Origin of the sequence: Corynebacterium accolens, from assembly GCF_023520795.1 — a bacterium.
GTDB classification, from domain to species: domain Bacteria; phylum Actinomycetota; class Actinomycetes; order Mycobacteriales; family Mycobacteriaceae; genus Corynebacterium; species Corynebacterium accolens.
In genome coordinates this window covers 1,670,993-1,691,292 of sequence record NZ_CP046605.1, presented here as the reverse complement: position 1 = coordinate 1,691,292, position 20,300 = coordinate 1,670,993, and the positions used below count along the sequence as shown (strand labels likewise).

Below are 20,300 nucleotides of genomic sequence, written 5' to 3'. Positions count from 1 at the left end.
CACTCGTCGTGCTTTCCACGATAGGAAGTCCTGCACAGCGGAAATCAGAAAGGGGGACGCGGGGAGACATGGCTACAACTAACCTTAATTACGATGTGGCGGATAACCACGGCCATGTGCCGGTCATGCGCGAGCGCATGGCGGAGCTCCTGCGCCCCGGGGTAGAGGCTGCGGGCTCGCAGGCTGTGCTTGTCGATGCCACCTTAGGTGCCGGCGGCCACAGCGAGTACTTCCTCCAGACCTTTCCGCAGGCACGCGTTATCGGTGTGGACCGCGATGAGCAGGCATTGCAGAATGCTTCGGCGAGGCTAGAGCCCTTCAGCCCGCGTTTTTGCGCGGTCAATGCACGCTTCGATGAGCTGGGTACCGCGATTGCCCAGGGCGAGGGCGATATCTTTGATGCTGCCCGCGCCCACGGTATTGCGGGAGCCCTCTTCGATTTGGGCGTTTCTTCCATGCAGCTGGATCAGGCAGAGCGCGGCTTTGCCTATAAGACGGACGCACCGCTGGATATGCGGATGGATCCGAGCCATGGACTTACCGCCGCTGATGTGCTCAATACGTATTCGCACGGGGACTTGGCGCGGATTCTCAAGACCTATGGTGACGAGCGTTTCGCGGGAAAGATTGCCTCCGCCGTGCTCAAGGAGCGCGAGAAGGAACCGTTTAGCACCTCGGGCCGCCTGGTGGAGCTTCTTTACTCGACCATCCCGGCGGCAACGCGACGCACGGGTGGACACCCGGCAAAGCGCACGTTCCAGGCGCTGCGGGTAGAGGTCAACCGCGAGTTGGAGGCCATTGAAAATGTGCTTCCCGTAATCACCAGTGCGCTTTCCATTGGGGCGCGCGCGGTTTTTATGAGCTACCAGTCTTTAGAAGACCGCCTCGTAAAGGCAGCATTCAAGGACCTTTCTACGTCCACCACGCCTGCTGGCTTGCCGATGGACCTGCCGGGCACCGCACCGGAATTCGCCACGGTCACCCGCGGAGCCGAAAAGGCATCCGCGGCGGAGGTAGAAGAAAATTCCCGCGCCGCGTCGGTGCGCGTGCGTGCCCTTGAACGTCTTGAAGGCACGCCAGAATTTTTACCACCGGGAGGCAAGAAATGAGCACCATCCCACGCCGAAACCAGCACATAACGGACAGCCGCGACAGAGAGGCCACTCGCAGCATGGGCGCCAGCCGAGACTTCACCACCGGAATCGACACAGGAGCGCCTACCGCTGTGCGCGAGCGCACCGCCACTAGGGCTACCGGGAACACGGCGCGGCGGACGGCTCCTAGCCGTACCCGGGTTCCGCACCGCGGGGCGAAGCGGCTTGGCTCGAAGCAGGTCGTCAGCTTCCGCGGACGGCGGGTGCAACAGCAGACGAAGCAGAATAATGCTTTTACCCGCGTTGCAGTCTTGGCCGTTACCTTGGTCATCGGCGGGGTAGCGCTGGCCATGTGGCTATCTGGTTTGTCCACCTCGCAGACGTTTAAAATTCAGCAGCTGACGGTGCAGGAATCGCAGTTGGATAACCAGATCGAGTCGCTCAACCGAGACGCAGAAAACTTAAGCTCCTCGGCGGATATTGCCCGCCGCGCGGATGAATTGGGCATGGCCGTGCCCAAGCAACCCGGCGTGACGGAGGTCGGCGGGGATGGTGAGATCATCGCCAAGCGCGAAGGCACCCCGGATACGGAAAAGCTTATCGATGTCAACGGTGAACCCATCCGCCCGGGCCAAGCCTCGAGCGACCCGAAGGATACGGAGGGGATGTCTGATTCCCTCAACGCCGTGCCGCGCGGACAGCAGCAACATGCCCGCGGCAACGATGCGGACGAAAACCGGGATGAGCAACGCGGAGGCGATGACGCCGATAATCGCGATAGCGCAGACGATAATCGCCCCAACCTTCCCGCCCGCGCGCCGTACACCAGCCAGGCTGATTAAACGGACAGAATAAGTGGTGAAATTCTCTGTGCTCGCGCGTGGTAGCGCGGGCATTGCCCATCTTGTAGGGCACAATCGATACACGCAAGAACCTGTGGCGGCGAAGGGAAGGTGACTGAGCACCGTGACTGCACCGAATAATGGTGGCAACCGTGGGTACCGTCCGCGGCCACGCCGTGCTGCTAGCTCTGTTGTGCCCCAAAAAGCGATCATGCGCCAGCGCCTGCGCATCATTTTGACCTGTGTTGTCGTCGCCACCGTCGCTTTGGGCGGCCGCCTTGCGTGGGTGCAATTGGTCTGGGGTCCGGACCTTGCGGCAAAAGCCGTCACTCAGCGCGAACGTGTCTATATTGACCCGGCCCGCAGGGGAGAGATATTGGACCGGGATGGCCAGCGTTTGGCCTATACAATGAAGTCTCGTTCCTTGACTGTCTCTCCCACGCGCCTGCGCGATGAACTCAAAGAGCAGGCGAAGATGGAAGCCACATCCGAGGGAAAACTCGAGGGCATGGATGAGAGCAAAAAAGATGAGTACCTCACCAAACAAATGGAGGACAAGCTCAAGGAGATGGCTGAGGGCATCCCGAAGATGATTGAGGATTCGGGTGCCTCTGCCTCCAAGGTCGATGCGAGCGATATTAAAAACAAGCTCAAGGCCGATACGCAGTACGAGGTCCTGGTCCGCAATGTGGACCCGGATGTCGCCGTAGAGATTTCCAATAAGTACCACGGTGTGGCGGCGGACCGGCAAGATATCCGCCAGTACCCAAACGGGGCGATTGCAGAAAACGTCGTGGGCAAGGTCTCTATGGATGGCCACGGCCAATTCGGCTTTGAGGCGGCCCGCGATACCGAATTAACCGGCATCGATGGGCAGTCCACGGAGGATGTCTCCACCGACGGGCAGGTTATCCCCGGCACCCTACGCGATGTCGTGGATGCCGTCGATGGCCGCGATGTCACCCTCACCCTGGATTTGGATCTGCAGACCTACGTCCAGCAAAAGCTGGAAAAGGCCAAGGCCAATTCCCAGGCAGAGGGTGCCGAGGCCGTGGTGCTTGATGCCGCGACGGGCCAGGTGCTCGCTATGGCTAATACCGATACGGTGGATCCGAATAAGAATATCGAAGACCAGCTCAAGGAGGGCAAGGACTTCGAGAACCGCAGCATTTCCCACCCGTATGAGCCGGGTTCCGTGGCCAAGATAGTGACGGCGGCGGCAGCTCTGCAAGAGGGCATTACCACGCCGGATGAGGTGCACCAGGTTCCAGGCTCCATCGACATGGCTGGCGTGACCGTCAACGATGCCTGGCCTCACGGCACCGAGCCGTATACCACCACCGGCATCTTTGGTAAATCCTCCAACGTGGGCACCTTGATGATCGCGGATAAGCTTGGGCCCGAGAAGTATGCGGAGTACTTGAAGAAGTTCGGCTTGGGCGCGACCACGGGCGTTGAGTTGCCCAATGAATCCGCCGGCACGGTGCCAGATCAAGAGCAGTGGTCGGGTGGTACCTTTGCCAACCTGCCCATCGGCCAGGGCCAGGCGTGGACGACGCTACAGATGGCGAGTGTGTACCAAGCATTGGCCAACGGCGGCGAGCGCATCGAACCGCGCATCATTGACGAGATCAAAGATCCCGACGGCGAGACGGAAAAGCTACCTGAGCCAAAAAAGACCCAGGTAGTGGACAAGGAAACCGCCAAGACTGCGGTGGATATGTTCCGCGCCGTCTTCCAAGATGACGATGCTGGCGTGCAAAACGGTACGGCTGCGAATGCCCAATTGGACGGCTACCAGCTCTCCGGCAAGACCGGCACCGCCCAAAAGGTGGATCCCAATTCCGGGGCGTATTCTAATTCCGCCTACTGGATCACCTTTGCGGGCATTGCGCCTGCCGATGACCCACGATTCGTCGTCGCAGTCATGCTCGATGAGCCCAAGTCCGGCGTGGAAGACAATGGCGGCGGCCAGTCCGCGGCTCCCATCTTCCGGGATATCTCTTCCTGGCTGCTCAATCGCGATAATATTCCCACCTCGAAACCAGCGCCGCGGATGACCCTGCGGGAACAATAGGAGCTTGAAATGTCTGTTTCCTTAGAAAAACTTGCGCAGCTTTCGCACGGACGCGTCATCGGTGATGGTACCGTTGAGGTCAGCGCGTGCGGCTTGGATTCCGCCAGCCTCCCCGAAGGCGCGTTATTTGCGGCCCTTCCCGGCACGCGCGTGCATGGCGCGCAGTTCGTCGGGGATACCAAGGCGGGCGCGGTGCTTACCGATGCCCCCGGGCTCGACCACCTCCGCCAGGCCAACGAGACCCGCCCGATCATCGTGGTAGACGATATCCGCGCCGTCTTAGGCCCGATTGCGGCAGAAATCTACGGACACCCCACCCGCGATCTCACGGTCTTGGGTATTACCGGCACCTCCGGCAAGACCACGACTAGCTACCTCCTCGAAGCTGGTCTATTGCAGGCCGGGCACTCCGTAGGCCTTATCGGCACCACCGGCACCCGCATCAATCGCACGCCGGTGCCTACCTCCTTGACCACGCCGGAAGCCCCACGGCTGCAAGAGCTTTTCGCCCGCATGAAGGAAGAGGGCGTGACCCACGTGGTCATGGAGGTCTCCTCCCACGCCTTGGAGCTCGGCCGCGTGCGCGGAACCAACTTTGCCGTGGCTGGCTTCAGCAACCTTAGCCAAGACCACTTGGATTTCCATCCCACGATGGAAGAGTACTTTTCGGCCAAGTCCCGGCTATTTTTGGGAGAGCAGGCCGCCCAGCGCGCGGTCATCTGCGTTGATGATGAGTGGGGCGAGCGCCTGCGCGGAATGGTGAAAGATGCGGGCGCCCCGGTAACGACGGTGGCAACGCGTACAGGCGATGCCACGATCTCCGCCCGGCAGACGGCTACTGAGGCTACCGGTGCACAGGAGGTTGACCTCAACCTAGATGGCACCGACTATTCCTTCCGGCTGCCGCTGCCCGGCGAATTCAATATCGCCAATGCCGCGCTCGCCCTAGGGATGGCTACTGCGGTGGGCGAAGACCCACAGGTCTTTTTGACCGGCGTGGAAAACGTCGCCGTTCCCGGGCGCATGGAAAGGATCGACCGCGGACAAGACTTCGTGGCCGTGGTGGATTATGCCCACAAGCCCGCAGCCATCGCGGCGGTGCTCGATACCCTGCGCCTGCAATTGGAGGGCACCTCCGGGCGCGTGGGCGTCGTCGTGGGCGCCGGCGGTGATCGCGATAGCACCAAGCGCCCGATTATGGGAGAGGCTGCGGCCACCCGGGCGGATCTTACGGTGGTGACCGATGATAATCCGCGCACCGAGGACCCAGCCGCAATCCGCGCGGCGGTCATTGAAGGCGCTCGCCGGGCTGCGCCGGATGCCGATATTCGGGAGCAGGGCTCGCGCGCACGCGCCATCGATGAAGTGGTGGATTGGGCGCAGCCGGGCGATGCCATCATCGTCGTCGGCAAGGGCCACGAGGTAGGCCAGCTCGTGGGCGAGCGCACCCTGCACTTTGATGACCGAGAGGAAATGGCGCGCGCCATTGAGGAAAAGCTGGCGGGAACGGCGCATCGCGATACTCTTAGGGATACGAAGGAGTAGTAATGATTCCACTTTCTATTGGAGATATCGCCGCGATAACCGGCGGTAGCCTGGATAGCGTTGATGATCCCGATGAGCGCGTGACCGGCTTCGTGGAGTTTGATTCGCGCAAGGTCACCAGCGGCAGCTTGTTCGTAGCCCTACCCGGTGCCCGCGTCGATGGCCATGATTTTGCCGAAAAAGCCATAGAGCAGGGCGCCGTAGCCGTGCTGGCCGCTCGGCCGGTGGGGGTACCAGCGATCATCGTCAAGCCCCAAGGCCGCGTGACCGGGGATGCCGCCAATGCCGATATTTATGCCAATGATGAGGATGGCTCCGCCGCCGCTGTGATTGGGGCATTATCCAATCTCGCGCGCGAGGTGACCTCCCGCCTCGCCGCGGAACAGGGCTTGGATATCGTCGGCGTTACCGGCTCCGCGGGCAAGACCTCCACCAAGGATTTGCTGGCTACCATCTTCCGCGCCGAGGGCGAAACCGTCGCCCCACCCGGCTCCTTCAATAACGAGGTGGGCCTTCCCTATACCGCCCTGCGCTGCGATGAGCACACGCGCTTCCTCGTGGCGGAAATGTCCGCGCGCGGGATTGGCCATATTCGCCATCTGACCGAGATCACGGCCCCGACGGTGGGCGTGGTGCTCAACGTGGGCACCGCGCACCTGGGTGAGTTTGGTTCGCGTGAAAATATCGCCCAGGCCAAGGGCGAGCTCATTGAGGCCCTGCCAGCCGCGGCAGACGGCGGGGTAGCGGTCCTGAATGCGGACGATCCCTTCGTCGCCTCGATGGCACCGCGCACGCAGGCCAAGGTGGTCTATTATTCCGCCAATCGCCCGCAAGCCGCGGATGCGCAGTACTACGCAACAGACATCGAGCTTGACGATGTCGCTCGCCCGTCCTTTACCTTCCACGCCCCCGGCGTGGAGCCGATGAGCATTAAGCTGCAGGTCTTTGGCAAGCACCAGGTCTCCAACGCCCTGGCCGCGGCCGCGGCGGCCATCGAATCGGGCGTGGAACCCACAGTTGCCGCGCGGGCGCTCAGCGGACACCAGACGAGCTCGGCGCACCGCATGGACGTGCGCACCCGCCGCGATGGCGTCACCGTCATCGATGACTCCTATAATGCCAACCCGGATTCGATGCACGCGGCGATTGCCGCTTTGGCCTATACCTCCGCGGCCCGCCCGGATGCCCGCTCCATCGCGGTGCTGGGGGAGATGGGCGAGCTCGGCGGCGAGGCCGTCGAAGCCCACCGCATCCTAGGATCGGTGCTCTCTAAGTACCACGTGAATCACCTCGTTGCGGTAGGAGAGGGAGCGCATACCGTAGCCATGGTGGAGGCCGCGCACGCGCACGGCATCCAGACCGAACTCTGCCCCGATATTGAGGCCGCCACGGCGGCCGTAGAAAATATCCTCCGGGTAGCCCCTGCCGGGGTGGAGGACTGGTCCGCGCGCGCGGCCAAGGACGTCGTCCTCGTGAAATCTTCGAATGCCCAGCGCCTGTGGCGCGTGGCAGAACAGCTCAATCGCCGTTAGTCCCTATCTCAAGGAGAAAGATCTCTAGCAATGACTCAGATCATTATCGCGGGCGTCGTTAGTTTCCTCGTCGCGATTTTTACCACCCCAGTTTTGGTTCGGTATTTTTCTGGCGTCGGAAAAGGCCAAGAAATCCGCGAAGACGGCCCGCAGCTCCACCTGCGCAAGCGGGGCACCCCGACGATGGGCGGTCTGGCGATCTTGCTGGCCATCACGGTGGCCTACCTCATCGTGGGAATCTATGCCCGCGCAACCGGCAACGGTGGATTTAGCCCCTCGGGGTTATTGGTCTACTTCTTGACCATGGGACTCGGCGGCCTGGGTTTTGCCGATGACTTCATCAAGCTGTTCAAAAAGCGCAACCTCGGCCTCAATAAAACCGCCAAGCTGGTAGGCCAGCTGGCCATCGCGCTCATCTTCGGCATCCTCGCCCTACAATTCCCGGATGCCAATGGGCTAACCCCTGCCTCGACCAACCTGTCCTTCGTCCGCGACTTCGATACCTTCGATATCGCCGTCGGCGGCGCCGTTATTGGCACCATCATTTTCTTGGTCTTTTTGTACCTGCTCATCGCCGCGTGGTCGAATGCGGTCAACCTGACCGATGGGCTGGACGGCCTCGCCGCCGGTACCACTGCCATGGTGATGGGTGCCTATACGCTGATTAGCTTCTGGCAGTTCCGCAACTCGTGCTCGATTTCCCCGGCCGCCGGCTGCTACGAGGTCCGCGATCCTCTTGACCTCGCGGTTCTCGCGGCCGCGGGCCTAGGCGGTTGCCTCGGCTTCCTGTGGTGGAATGCCGCACCGGCGAAAATCTTCATGGGCGATACCGGTTCGCTCGCGCTCGGCGGCCTCGTCGCCGGCCTTTCTGTGACCACCCGCACCGAGCTGCTGATGATCATCATCGGCGCCATCTTCGTCATCGAGACGGTCTCCGTGGTCATCCAGATCGTGGTCTTCCGTACGACAGGCAAGCGCTTTTTCCGCATGGCGCCCATCCACCATCACTTTGAAAATGGTGGCTGGGCAGAGACTGCGGTTGTCACGCGTTTCTGGCTATTAAGCGCGATGGCCGCGATGGCGGGCATCTGCATCTTCTACGGCGATTGGCTCTCTGCAGTCAGCTTTGGAAACCTGCAATAAAGTTTTGGCACTAGATACTTAAGGATTGAGGCACTCATCATGGCTGAGCTACCACCTTTTCTGCGCGGGCGCGTCCTCGTCGCAGGAGCCGGCGTCTCTGGCCGCGGGTGCGTGGCGATGCTCGCGCGCCTCGGCGTGGATACCACCGTCGCCGATTCCAATGCCGCTGCCCTAGCGGCCCTGGCGGAAGAGTTTGGCGTGGCTACGGTATCGACCGACGCCCCAGCACCGGGTGAGTATGACCTGGTGGTGACCTCGCCGGGATGGCGGCCCGATTCCGCCCTCTTAGATTCCTTCCAGGCCGCCGGCGTGGAGGTCATCGGCGATGTCGAGCTGGCCTACCGCCTCGACCGCGCCGAGGTCTTCGGCCCACCTCGCACTTGGCTGGTTGTCACCGGCACGAACGGCAAGACCACCACCACGGGAATGCTGACCAAAATCATGCAGGCCGATACCGCTCGCAGCGGGCTGCGCGCGCAAGCCGTGGGCAATATTGGCGTCTCGCTTTTTGATGCCCTGACCGCCTCCCCGCGGGTCGACATCCTGTGCGCCGAGCTTTCGTCCTTCCAATTGCACTGGTCCAACGAGCTTCGCCCAGATGTCGGCGTGCTGCTCAACGTGGCCGAAGACCACCTAGATTGGCACGGTTCCTTTGATGCCTATGCGAGCGCCAAAGCCAAGGCCCTGCGCGGCACCCGCGCCGTGGTGGGCAAAGACGATGCCGCGGCGGGCCGCTATGCCGCTGGAATCGACGGCGTATACGGCTTTACAGCCGGCGAGCCGGCCACTGGTGAGGTAGGGGTGAGCGCCGGGCGCTTGGTCTCCAGGCTAGACGGCGAGGACGCCATAGATCTCGCCTCCGCCGAGGGCATCGAGCCGGCGGGCCTTGCGGGTGTCCTCGACGCGGCGGCGGCCGCGAGCGTGGCCCGCTTGGCAGGCGCTAGCCCCGCCGCCATCCAGGAAGGCCTAGCAGCTTACGCGGTGGCCGGTCACCGCGGCGCAGTGGTGCACGAGCACGGCGGGGTGGCCTATATCGATAACTCCAAGGCCACCAACCCGCATGCGGCCGATGCCGCCCTAGAAGGCTTCAATTCGGTGGTCTGGGTCGCCGGCGGCCAGCTCAAGGGCGCGGATGTAGATGAGCTCATCGCTACCCACGCCGCGCGGTTGAAGGCGGCGGTGCTGGTGGGCATCGACAAGAGCATCATCGCCGAAGCCCTGGCCCGCCGCGCCCCGCAAACCCCGGTTGAGCTCATCGAGGATACCGATCCGCAGGCGGCAATGAATGCTGCCGTGGGCGCCGCCGAGCAACACGCCGAGGCTGGCGATACCGTCCTCTTGGCGCCGGCTGCGGCATCGTTGGATATGTACACCGGAATGGCCCAACGTGGCGACCTTTTCGCCGCGGCGGCGCGGGATATCGCCCGCGCGCATTAGACCTTTTTCATAATTAGGAGACTTCATGACGGCCACCTCCCCGCAGCGCCCCCGCGCAAAGAGCACGCGCGAGCGGATTAATGACGTGCGCGAACAAGCCCGCCAGCATCCCGGCCTGGATTATCTGCTTTTGCGCCTGATTATCTTCTCGCTCATTGGCATCGGCGTGGTCATGGTCTTTTCCTCGTCCATGGCCACGTCGCTGACAGAAGATGGCGGCGTGTGGAACCAGGCCCTGCGCCAAACCGCCATGGTTATCATCGGCTTGGGCGCGTTTTGGCTCGGCCTGAAGGTTTCCCCGCATACGCTGCGTAAATTTATCCCGTGGCTATTGGCCCTTTCCATTTTGCTGCTCATCGCGGTGCTTATCCCGGGCATCGGTACCGGCCGCGAGGAGGTGGGCTCCCAGTCGTGGATCTACATTGGCCCGATTTCCCTGCAGCCCTCCGAGCTGGCGCGCATCACGGTGGGCATGTTTGGCGCCTCGGTGCTCGCGGATAAGGAACACCATTCCCTCAAGCTCTCGGACCCGTTCATGATGTACTCGCTCATCGCGGGCCTCATGTTCCTGCTCATCGTGGGGCAGGGCGACTTGGGCATGGCCTTGTCCTTCGCCCTCGTTGTGGTCTTCACGCTCTTTTTCGCCGGCGTCAACAGGCGGGTGCCCATCATCATCGGCATCCTCTGTGTGCTGGGCCTGGTCGCCGTCTTCCTCATCGGCGGCTTCCGCTCCCACCGTTTCCACACCTATTTCGATGCCCTCTTTGGCAATATCTCCGATACCCAGGGCACGGGTTTCCAGTCTTACCAGGGCTTTCTCTCGCTTGCCGATGGCGGCTTCTGGGGCGTTGGCCTCGGCCAATCCCGCGCCAAGTGGTTCTACCTGCCAGAAGCCAAGAATGACTTCATCTTCGCCATCGTGGGCGAGGAGCTCGGCCTGTGGGGCGGCGCGCTGGTGATCCTCCTCTTCGCCGCTTTGGGATACGTGGGGCTGCGCACCGCCACCCGCGCGCAGAACCAATACCAATCCCTGCTGGCTGCGACGCTGACCATCGGCGTGGTGACCCAGGCGTTTATCAATATCGCCTATGTCGTCGGCTTGCTGCCGGTGACCGGTATTCAGCTGCCGATGATTTCCGCGGGTGGTACGGCCGCGATTATTACGATCGGCTCGATGGGCATCTTGTGCAACGTGGCCCGCCATGAGCCGATGCAGATTTCTGCCATGCAGAACTTCGGGCGCCCGCTATTTGATCGCCTCTTTTTCATCGGCGAGCCGGAGCCGCCGGCGGCGAAGAAGAAATCGCGGGGCCGTCACTCCCAGCCGCAGGGTCCCCGTCCGCGGGTGCGCGACGAGCGCTACGGCCGGCCGGTGACCGGAAGCGGGCGGAGGTATCCGCGCGCCGAGCACCGCCCGAGGCGGTAGGCGCTGGTAGCCTTTAGGCTATGAATTCCACGCCAATTTCCGTCGTCCTTGCAGGTGGCGGCACTGCAGGACATATTGAGCCCGCCCTTGCCGTCGGTGAAGCTTTGCGCGAGCGCTACGGCGCCCGGATTACGGCATTAGGGACCGAAAAGGGGCTGGAAAGCGATATTATTCCCGCCCGCGGCGTGGACCTGCGCCTGATTACCCCCGTGCCGATTCCCCGCAAGGTGAGCACCAACCTGGCCAAGCTCCCCGTCAAGCTTGCGCGGTCCGTCCGCCAGGCGCGCAAGGTCTTAAAGGACGTCGAGGCCGATGTCGTCTTTGGTACCGGTGGTTATGTCTCCGGGCCGGCCTATATCGCTGCAAAGACCTTAGGCATTCCCTTCTATGTCCTCGAGACCAACGCCCTGGCAGGCATGGCCAATAAGCTGGGCGTCAAGCTCGGCGGCATTGGCCTTAATGCCCACGCCAATTCGGGCATGGAGGGCGAGGTCATCGGCATCCCGGTGCGCCCCAGCCTGGCCGCGTCTGCCGCGGATAAGGACGGGAATACCGCCGCGGATGCCCGCACGAAGTGGGACTTGGCGCAGTTGCCCACCATCCTCATTACCGGCGGTTCCCAGGGTGCGGCCAGCATCAATGGCGCCGTGGCGGGCGCAGCAGAGGACCTCACCAAGGACTTCCAGCTGCTGCACGCCTATGGCAAGAAAAACGATCCGCCTAAGCCGCACCCGAACTACGCCGCATTGCCGTACATCGATGACATGGCCGGTGCGCTCGCTGCGGCGGACCTTGTGGTGTGCCGTTCGGGCGCGATGACGGTGGCAGAGGTCTCTGCCGCGGGCCTTCCCGCCATCTACGTCCCGCTGCCACACGGCAATGGCGAGCAAGCGCTGAACTCGCGCGAATTGGTAGAAGCCGGCGCTGCGGTGCAGATTGCCGATGCCGAATTGGGCGCCGATCGCCTCATCGAAGAGGTCCGCGCCATCCTCGATGATCCAGAGCGCCTGAAATCCATGACGCAGGCCGCCGCCCAGTCTAAGGCGGGGGATGCGGCGAATATCATCGCTGACCGCATCGCCACCCGCGTGCAGGACGCAGAACTGCAGGCAGGAAAGAAGGATAAGTAAATGACCGATCCCGCACAGTACGATCTCAGCCGCGTCCACCTCATCGGCATTGGTGGTTCCGGCATGTCGGGTCTTGCCCGCATCCTCGCCGCCCGCGGCGCCGTCGTGACCGGCTCCGATGTGAAGGACTCCACCCCGGTGGAGGTATTGCGCTCGATGGGCGCCAAGGTAGCCATCGGCCACGCTGCGGACAACCTCAAGCTTTCTGGCGAGCTGCCCACCACCGTCGTTACCTCCTTCGCGGCGATTCCGCAGGATAACCCGGAGCTCGTCGCAGCGCGGGGTAATAATATCCCGCTCATTCGCCGCTCGGATCTGCTCGCCGCACTGATGGAGGGCCACACCCAGGTGCTATTGGCCGGCACGCACGGCAAGACCTCGACAACCTCGATGGCCGTCAGCGCCATGCAGCACGCGGGCCTGGATCCCTCATTTGCCATCGGCGGCCAGCTCAACCGCGCCGGCACCAACGCGCACGGCGGCACCGGCGAGGCCTTCGTTGCCGAGGCCGATGAGTCCGATGCCTCGCTCTTGCGCTATAGCCCCGATATCGCCGTCATCACCAACGCGGAGCCGGACCACCTCGATTACTTCCACTCCGCGGACGCCTACTTCAAGGTCTTTGCGGACTTCGCGGACCTGGTCACCCCGGATACCGGTTACCTCGTCGTCTGCGCGGAGGACGAGCATGCCGCCGAGATAGGTGAGCAGGCACTTAGCCGCGGCATCAACGTCATCGGCTATGGCGGCGCGGAAAAGGCCCGCACCACCTCCGTTCCGCTTGCCGCGACGCTGACCGCGGAGGAGACCACCGCCGCCGGCATGGCGTGCACCGTGCAGCTTTCCCTGCCCGGCGTGGAGCAATCCGTGAGCTACCAGCTGCAGATCCCCGGCCACCACATGGTGCTCAACTCCATGGCGGCGCTGATCGCCGGCGTGCTATCCGGTGGCGAGCCCAGCACCATCGCGGAGGGGCTTGCGGATTTCAGCGGCGTGCGCCGCCGCTTTGAATACCGGGGCAGCGTGGATTGGCAGGGCGGCAGCGTCCGCGTCTTTGACGATTATGCCCACCATCCCACCGAGGTCGCCGCGGTGCTGCGGGCCGCGCGCGCCAAGGTCGCGGCCGAGGGCAATGGCGGGCGCGTCATCGCCTGCTTCCAGCCTCACCTGTACTCGCGCACCATGGAATTCGACGCTGAGTTTGCCCAGGCGCTTGCGCTTGCCGATGCCGCCGTTGTACTCGACATCTACGGCGCCCGCGAGCAACCCGTGGAAGGCATTACCTCGCGCATTATCACCAATAAGATGCCAGAAGAGATGGAGGTTATCTTCGAGCCAGACTTTTCCGCCGCAGCCAAGGACGTGGTCTCCATCGCGCAGCCGGGCGATATCATCTTGACTATTGGCGCCGGTTCCATCACCCTCGTGGCCGCGGAAATCCTCGATGAATTGCGAGCCCACTAGTGCGGGTGTCGAAGAAACTCATTTTCGGCATCATCGGCGGCCTGCTCGCCCTCGTGCTGGTGGTGGGCGCCGCGGTATGGGCACTGCCCATCTTCAAGGTGAAAAACTTTGAGGTGGAGGGCGTGCACCAGCTCGATGCCGCCCAGGTACAGGAGGCCGCGGGCGTGCCCGAGGGCGAAAACCTCTTGCGGGTGGACGCGCACGAGGCCGCCAGTGGCGTTGCGAGCCTGGACTGGGCGGATTCGGTGACGGTCTCGCGCGATCTGCCCTCGACCTTGACCATTTCCGTGCAGGAACATAAACCCGTCGCCTTCGTGAAGCGAGACGACACCACCTACCTCATCGATGACAAGGGCGAGGAATTTACTTCCGCAGAGCCGCCTGAAGGTGCGGTAGAACTTACCGGGGACATCGACAGTGGCTCCTCCGAGGCCCAAGACGCGGTGGCTGCCATTGCCGCACTGTCTGATGACGTGCGCCACCAAGTCGCCACCCTCGAGGTCACCGATTCCTACTCCTTGCAGTTCACTACCAAGGATGATCGCCGCATTTTCTGGGGTGCGAGCGATAAAAATAACGATGATAAGGCCCGCGCCTTCGCCACCGTGCTGAAGATGGAGGGCCGAGAATGGAATATTTCTAACCCCGAATTGGTCACTACCCGCGGATAGGGTAGATACCTCGGTGGAGGCCTCGATAGACCCGAAAGTTTCCCTGCCGCGCCGCGCCCGAAGCGTATGCGCTGCAGGGTCTTTTATTTTCTCTTTTAGGTGGTGTCAATGGTGCGGAAGTGGCGGACAAAACCGCAGGCCAGCAACCCTAAAGTGGTACTTGAGAGTCCCGACACGCGTAAAATGAGCATGAAAATTACAGGTGTGTCGTTAAAGATGGAGGGGAACGCGATTCACGCTCGTGAAGCGCATACAATCCTCGTTTAATGCACGTGCAGACTTAAAGTAGCGAAAGGTGAGACCTGCTCACATGATCTCTTCCAACAACAATCTCGCGGATATCAAGGTCGTCGGCGTCGGCGGCGGCGGCGTCAACGCCGTGAACCGCATGATCGAAGAAGGCTTAAAGGGCGTCCAATTCGTCGCCATCAACACCGACTCCCAGGCGCTGATTTTCTCTGATGCCGATACCAAGCTCGACATCGGCCGCGAGGCCACCCGCGGGTTGGGCGCAGGCGCTAACCCTGAGGTGGGCAAGACCTCCGCGGAAGACCACAAGTCCGAAATCGAGGACGCCCTGCAGGGCTCCGATATGGTCTTCGTTACCGCCGGCGAGGGCGGCGGCACCGGTACGGGTGCCGCACCTGTAGTCGCTTCCATCGCGAAGAAGATGGGTGCGCTGACCGTGGGCGTTGTCACCCGCCCCTTCAAGTTCGAGGGTGCGCGGCGTACCCGCCAGGCCATGGCCGGCATCGAGGAGCTGCGCGAGGTCTGCGATACCCTCATCGTTATTCCAAATGACCGCCTGATGCAGCTCGGTGGGGAAGAGCTTTCCATCGTGGAAGCCTTCCGCGCGGCCGATGAGGTTTTGCACAATGGTGTCCAGGGTATTACCAACCTGATCACCATCCCGGGCATGATTAACGTCGACTTTGCTGACGTTCGCTCCGTCATGTCTGACGCCGGCTCCGCCCTGATGGGCATCGGCTCCGCACGGGGCGATAACCGCGCCATGACCGCCGCCGAGCAGGCCATCAATTCGCCGCTATTGGAATCCACGATGGAAGGCGCCAAGGGCGTGCTGCTGTCCATCGCCGGCGGCTCCGACCTGGGCCTGCACGAGGTTAACTCCGCGGCCTCCATGGTCGAGGAGCGCGCCGATGAAGACGTCAACCTCATCTTCGGCACCATCATCGATGACACCTTGGGCGATGAAATCCGCATCACCATCATCGCCACCGGTTTCGACGCCGAGGCCAATGCCGCCCAGGCAGCTTCCGCACAGCGCGCCCCCGAGCAGCGCAAGCCCGGCTCGCTCTTTGATAACCGCGACCGCGAGTCCGGCAACTCCGCCACCCCGGCACCTGCCCAGCCCGCTGCCGATGACTACGCACCGCGCCACTCCTATGAGCCGCGCGCCGGCCAGGGTGGCGTGGAGGACCGCCGCGCTGATGAGCGCCGCGTAGACGATCGCCGGTACGACGACCGCCGCGTGGAAGAACGCCGCCCCGAGGAGCGCCGCAGCGAGTCCACCGGCCTGTTTACCAACTCCGATCGCTTCCGCGAGGAGCGCCGCGAAGACTACCGCCTGTCCCGGCCAAGCCAGCGCCGCGATGATGATGGCGATGATGATCTCGATGTGCCGTCCTTCATGCGTTAAGCGCAAACCGCTACGCTGGTGTGCATGCCAGTAAACGAGGAACATCGCACCAGCCGCCCCGTCCGCATGGTTTTTACTAGCCGTGCAGGCGGGGCGTCTGCATATCCCTATGAGTCTTTCAATCTTGGCGGCCACGTCGGCGACGAGCCAGCCAACGTCGCGGCCAACCGCGAGCGCCTCTTGCGCGTGACCGGGCTCGAGAACATCGTATGGATGGAACAGCTCCACACCAATACAGTCACCGTCGTCGATGGCCCGCACGAGTCACCGGTTCCAGCCACGGATGCGGTGGTGACCACGCAACGCCGGCTTGGCCTTGGCGTCCTCGTCGCCGATTGCACTCCCGTGCTGCTTGTCGATGTCCCCGCCGGCGTCATCGCCGCCGCCCACGCCGGCCGGCTCGGCGCCCGCAACGGCATCGTGGTCAATACCGTGCGCGAGATGCAGAAACTTGGCGCTCAGCCGGAGCGAATCCAGGTGGTCATGGGACCCGCCGCATCCGGGAAAAACTACGAGGTGCCAGAAGAAATGGCCAACGATGTCGAACGGCGCCTTCCCGGCTCGAAGTGTAGGACCGCGAAAGGGACGTGGGGCATCGACGTGCGCGCTGGGCTTATCCGCCAATTGATGGGCCTGGGCATTACCAATATCGATTCGGATCCGCGCTGCACCATTGAGGACACGGATTTCTTTTCTTATCGCCGCGAAGGAACCACCGGCCGCCAGGCCGGTGTGATTTGGTTGGAGGCTAATCATGAGTAACCGGAAACAAGAACTGGCAGATAATCTTGCCGCAACGAAGGAACACATCAGCGCCATTGCCGCCGAGCACGACCGCCCATCACCGCAGCTATTGGTCGTGACCAAGTTCCACCCCGCAGAGGATATCGCCCTTCTAGCGGAGCTCGGGGTGGAAGATGTAGCGGAAAACCGCGAGCAAGAAGCCCGGGCAAAGGCGCAGGAGCTAGACCAGCTGCGTTTTCACATGATTGGCCAGATTCAAACCAAGAAGGCCAACCACGTCGCGCGGTGGGCTACTAGTGTGCATTCGGTGGATTCGGTGAAGCTGGCCAACGCGCTGGACCGCGGCGTGAGCCTGGCAAAAGAACGCGGCCAGCGAGAGAACAACCTCCCAATATTCATTCAGGTTTCTGCCGATGGCGATACCTCCCGCGGTGGAGTAGTCCGCGAGGAACTGGATGAGGTCATCGAGGCCGTCGAGGCGGCGGAGCACCTAGAATTCGCCGGGCTCATGGTGGTTCCTCCCCTCGATGCCGATGCGCAGGAGGTATTTTCTACGGTGCGCGCAGACGTGGATCGCTTGTCCGAGCGCCTTGGCCGGCAGCTCAAACTATCGGCTGGGATGAGCGCGGATATGGATGCGGCGATTGCCGCGGGGACGGATATTGTGCGTGTCGGAACCAGCATCATGGGAAAGCGCCCAGTAGGTTAAAAATATCGCAAAAGCGCATTTCACAGCGTAAATCACATGAGTCACATCATTCACATTTGCGCGCTTGAACTTGAACAAATTTAGGTCAGAGGGAGACCCAAAAATGTCATTCATTGATAGGACGAAGAATTTCTTCGGGCTTGGTCCGATGGATTTCGAAGAAGACGACGCCTACTACAACGACGAGCCGCGCTACGCGGGCAACGGAGCTGCCACTTCTGCGGCCTACGCCCCGCGCCGCGCCCTGCAGGCTTACGAGCCGGCCCCAGCGCCAGCGCCCGTCGAGGAGAAGTTCGTTCCGACTATCGTGGCAATCTCCCTGACCTCGTTCAACGATGCCGCCAAGGTGGGCGAGCCCTTCCGCGATGGCGATGCAGTGGTCTTTGAGCTTACCGATGCCGAGCGCGGCACCGCCAAGCGCTTCATCGACTTCGCCGCAGGCCTCTGCTTCGGCCTGGAAGGCCGCATGCTCAACCTGTCGAAGGGCATGGACACCCAGCGCAAGGTATTCGCCGTCGTGCCTAAGTCCGCCGATATTGCCAAGCCTGAACTAGAGCGCGCCGCCGGTCTGCGCTAGGTTCGCGGGCTAGGTAAAACGACGCACATCCCATTAACCCCCGTACGGTGCGCAATGCGCACGTGCGGGGGACTATTCGATAGGCTGAGTAATCGTGACTGAAATTGGAATTATTCTCATCTTCTTGGTGAGGGTTTATACATGGGTATTGATCGCCCGGATTATTATTGAGATGATTCAATCTTTCTCGCGGCAATTCAACCCGCCGCGCTGGTTTATGATCATCGCTGAGCCTCTTTTCGCCATCACGGATCCGCCGGTCAAGGCGCTGCGCCGGGTCATTCCTCCGCTGCAGATGGGTGGAATCGCGCTAGATGTTTCCGTCTTAGTGCTGTTTTTCATCCTGTCGTTCCTGACGCTTTTCCTGCAGGTAATTTTCTTGTAGGACGACCCCGCATCACCCCGTAACCTGTGGTAGACATTGAGAGTCAGCGTTACGTCCATTATTGTGGACTTTCGGTTACAATAAAATGCGATAATCCGTATCATGAACCACATATAACTTTGTGGGGAAGGTTTAGATAAACTGGAACCGCAGCTCCTAAGGCCCTGGAACCTCCGGGGTTCTATCAACTCGAAGGGGAAGACAAGTCATGCCACTGTCACCAGCTGATGTACACAACGTCGCGTTCAGCAAGCCGCCGATTGGCAAGCGTGGCTACAACGAGGATGAGGTAGATCAGTTCCTCGACCTCGTTGAGGACGCCCTTGCCCAACTGCAGGATGAGAACGAAGACCTGCAGGCGCAGGTGAGCGATCTTAGCTCAGGCGCCAAGGCCGGCGGAGCAGGGGCTGGTGCCGCAGCCGCCGCAACCTCTGGTGCAGATGAAGAAGCTCTGCGCAAGGAGATTGAGGCCAAGCTGCGTGCTGAGTATGAAACCAAGTTGGCAGATTCCAAGTCCGAGGTCTCTCGCGCTAAGGAAGAAACCAAGAAGGCCCAGGAGCAGGTAAAGGCCGCCCAGGCCGAGGCCGCAAAGGTCAAGGAAAGCGGTGCCGATGCCACCGCAGCGGGTGCTACCGCCGCCGCTAATACTGCCGAGCTTAAGGCTGCTCGCGACGAGGCAGCAAAGGCCAAGAAGGAAGCCGAGGAGGCTCGCGCAGAGGCCAAGCAGGCCAAGGAGAAGCTGGAGTCTTCCCAGCGCGAGAACGAGAACCTGAAGAAGTCCGCTTCCGCCGCTGGTTCCTCCAACTCGGCCGCCTCCAGCGCCGCAGCGGCCGCCGCAGGTGCTGGTGTAGCACAGGGCGCAGATGGCTTGGCTACCCCGGATACGCACATGCAGGCAGCCCGCGTGCTGGGCTTGGCCCAGGAGATGGCGGACCGCCTGACCTCTGAGGCACGCGCAGAGTCTGAATCCATGCTGACCGAGGCCCGCACCGCCGCCGAGAAGCAGCTTTCCGATGCCGACTCTCGTTCCAAGGCACAGCTTGCCGAGGCGCAGAAGAAGTACGACGCTCAGGTGCAGGATGCAGAAGCCCGCTCCAAGAAGCTGGTTTCTGAGGCAGAGTCCAAGGCTCAGCAGACCGAGTCCGATGCTTCCTCTCGCGCCGAGGCCCAGATTCGTCAGGCAGAGGAGAAGGCCGCATCGCTGCAGGCCGATGCCGAGAAGAAGCACACCGAGGTCATGAATACGGTCAAGCAGCAGCAGACCGCCCTGGAGGCGCGCATCTCCGAGCTGCGCACTTTCGAGCGCGAGTACCGCACCCGCTTGAAGACCCTCCTCGAGTCCCAGCTGGAAGAGCTCGAGACCCGCGGAACCGCCGCACCAAACGGCGATGCCGGCAAGAACTAAGTAGCCGGTTGGCAGTAACTAAGCCAAAATAGTTACCCGTAGCGCCCACGCCTCTAGGGAGTGGGCGCTATTGTGGTTTTATCCACCTCGCTATGATTGTTCCCATAGCTACTTTTACCCCCTCTGAGAGGAACTGACATGCTCGTTGCTGCCCTCGTCCTTGCCCTTGTGGCTTTCGTGGCTTTGGTGATGTATGTCTTAAACACCGCCGATTGGGCGTTGTACCTCGTCTTTATCGCAGCGGGCTCCGGCATCGTGTTGTTTATTATCGATTGGGCGCGCAAGTACCGTGCGGATAATAACGCCCTTGAAGAAGACCTGTCCCAAGGCTGGAAACAGAACTAGGCCCAGAGCCGTCCAGGATCGCTCAGCCTTGATCCGGCTGGGTCAGGCTGGGGTAGATTCGGCCATGTTCCGTCAGAACTATTAGCTCCCGCCATTGCGGCATGCCAAAGTAGG

General features: G+C 61.9%; 18 protein-coding genes. All 18 read left to right on the top strand.

Features of this window, described 5'->3' with window-relative positions; genetic code table 11:
- The first annotated feature begins 68 nt into the window (after positions 1-68).
- The 18 genes from rsmH to CACC_RS07980 all read left to right on the top strand — a co-directional run bounded on the left by rsmH (position 69) and on the right by CACC_RS07980 (position 20,186).
- Entirely contained in the window at positions 69-1,109 is a 1,041-nt protein-coding gene (gene rsmH, locus CACC_RS08065; RefSeq protein WP_005278406.1) for a 16S rRNA (cytosine(1402)-N(4))-methyltransferase RsmH, read from the top strand.
- A gap of 62 nt (positions 1,110-1,171) precedes the next feature.
- Positions 1,172-1,936 (top strand): cell division protein FtsL, encoded by a 765-nt coding sequence (gene ftsL / locus CACC_RS08060; protein ID WP_244262142.1) that lies wholly within the window; start codon positions 1,172-1,174, stop codon positions 1,934-1,936.
- 211 nt (positions 1,937-2,147) lie between these two features.
- Positions 2,148-4,013 carry a peptidoglycan D,D-transpeptidase FtsI family protein gene (locus CACC_RS08055; RefSeq protein ID WP_005278408.1) on the top strand — a complete coding sequence of 622 codons (1,866 nt, stop codon included), beginning with the start codon at positions 2,148-2,150 and terminating at the stop codon, positions 4,011-4,013.
- Positions 4,014-4,022: 9 nt separating this feature from the next.
- Complete coding sequence (locus CACC_RS08050) at positions 4,023-5,558, top strand: UDP-N-acetylmuramoyl-L-alanyl-D-glutamate--2,6-diaminopimelate ligase (RefSeq protein WP_005278409.1); 1,536 nt, start codon at positions 4,023-4,025, stop codon at positions 5,556-5,558.
- A gap of 2 nt (positions 5,559-5,560) precedes the next feature.
- Positions 5,561-7,090, top strand: a complete 1,530-nt coding sequence (locus CACC_RS08045; protein WP_005278410.1) for a UDP-N-acetylmuramoyl-tripeptide--D-alanyl-D-alanine ligase — start codon at positions 5,561-5,563, stop codon at positions 7,088-7,090.
- Between the two features lie 30 nt (positions 7,091-7,120).
- Positions 7,121-8,233 carry a phospho-N-acetylmuramoyl-pentapeptide-transferase gene (gene mraY, locus CACC_RS08040; protein WP_005278411.1) on the top strand — a complete coding sequence of 371 codons (1,113 nt, stop codon included), beginning with the start codon at positions 7,121-7,123 and terminating at the stop codon, positions 8,231-8,233.
- A gap of 39 nt (positions 8,234-8,272) precedes the next feature.
- The gene (gene murD / locus CACC_RS08035) at positions 8,273-9,670 is read left to right on the top strand and encodes a UDP-N-acetylmuramoyl-L-alanine--D-glutamate ligase (RefSeq protein ID WP_005278413.1); all 1,398 of its coding nucleotides are present in this window, start codon (positions 8,273-8,275) and stop codon (positions 9,668-9,670) included.
- Between the two features lie 25 nt (positions 9,671-9,695).
- Positions 9,696-11,096, top strand: a complete 1,401-nt coding sequence (locus CACC_RS08030; protein WP_005278424.1) for an FtsW/RodA/SpoVE family cell cycle protein — start codon at positions 9,696-9,698, stop codon at positions 11,094-11,096.
- A 20-nt stretch (positions 11,097-11,116) separates the two neighbouring features.
- Positions 11,117-12,226 (top strand): undecaprenyldiphospho-muramoylpentapeptide beta-N-acetylglucosaminyltransferase, encoded by a 1,110-nt coding sequence (murG, locus tag CACC_RS08025; protein ID WP_005278426.1) that lies wholly within the window; start codon positions 11,117-11,119, stop codon positions 12,224-12,226.
- Positions 12,227-13,690, top strand: coding sequence for a UDP-N-acetylmuramate--L-alanine ligase (murC, locus tag CACC_RS08020; protein ID WP_005278427.1), 1,464 nt, complete (start codon positions 12,227-12,229; stop codon positions 13,688-13,690).
- Positions 13,690-14,361, top strand: a complete 672-nt coding sequence (locus CACC_RS08015) for a cell division protein FtsQ/DivIB (protein WP_005278429.1) — start codon at positions 13,690-13,692, stop codon at positions 14,359-14,361. The genes murC and CACC_RS08015 overlap by 1 nt, the downstream gene beginning before the upstream one ends.
- 310 nt (positions 14,362-14,671) lie before the next feature.
- Positions 14,672-16,021: a cell division protein FtsZ gene (gene ftsZ / locus CACC_RS08010; RefSeq protein WP_005278433.1), complete on the top strand. Its 1,350-nt coding sequence runs from the start codon at positions 14,672-14,674 to the stop codon at positions 16,019-16,021.
- A 24-nt stretch (positions 16,022-16,045) separates the two neighbouring features.
- Positions 16,046-16,783 carry a peptidoglycan editing factor PgeF gene (pgeF, locus tag CACC_RS08005; RefSeq protein ID WP_035108432.1) on the top strand — a complete coding sequence of 246 codons (738 nt, stop codon included), beginning with the start codon at positions 16,046-16,048 and terminating at the stop codon, positions 16,781-16,783.
- Positions 16,776-17,474 (top strand): YggS family pyridoxal phosphate-dependent enzyme, encoded by a 699-nt coding sequence (locus tag CACC_RS08000; protein WP_005278439.1) that lies wholly within the window; start codon positions 16,776-16,778, stop codon positions 17,472-17,474. The genes pgeF and CACC_RS08000 overlap by 8 nt, the downstream gene beginning before the upstream one ends.
- 103 nt (positions 17,475-17,577) lie before the next feature.
- Entirely contained in the window at positions 17,578-18,051 is a 474-nt protein-coding gene (locus CACC_RS07995; RefSeq protein WP_005278442.1) for a cell division protein SepF, read from the top strand.
- Between the two features lie 94 nt (positions 18,052-18,145).
- Positions 18,146-18,436, top strand: coding sequence for a YggT family protein (locus CACC_RS07990; protein ID WP_005278444.1), 291 nt, complete (start codon positions 18,146-18,148; stop codon positions 18,434-18,436).
- Between the two features lie 208 nt (positions 18,437-18,644).
- Positions 18,645-19,841, top strand: a complete 1,197-nt coding sequence (locus CACC_RS07985; protein WP_005278446.1) for a DivIVA domain-containing protein — start codon at positions 18,645-18,647, stop codon at positions 19,839-19,841.
- A 138-nt stretch (positions 19,842-19,979) separates the two neighbouring features.
- Positions 19,980-20,186, top strand: a complete 207-nt coding sequence (locus CACC_RS07980; protein WP_005278448.1) for a hypothetical protein — start codon at positions 19,980-19,982, stop codon at positions 20,184-20,186.
- The last annotated feature ends 114 nt before the right edge of the window (positions 20,187-20,300 follow it).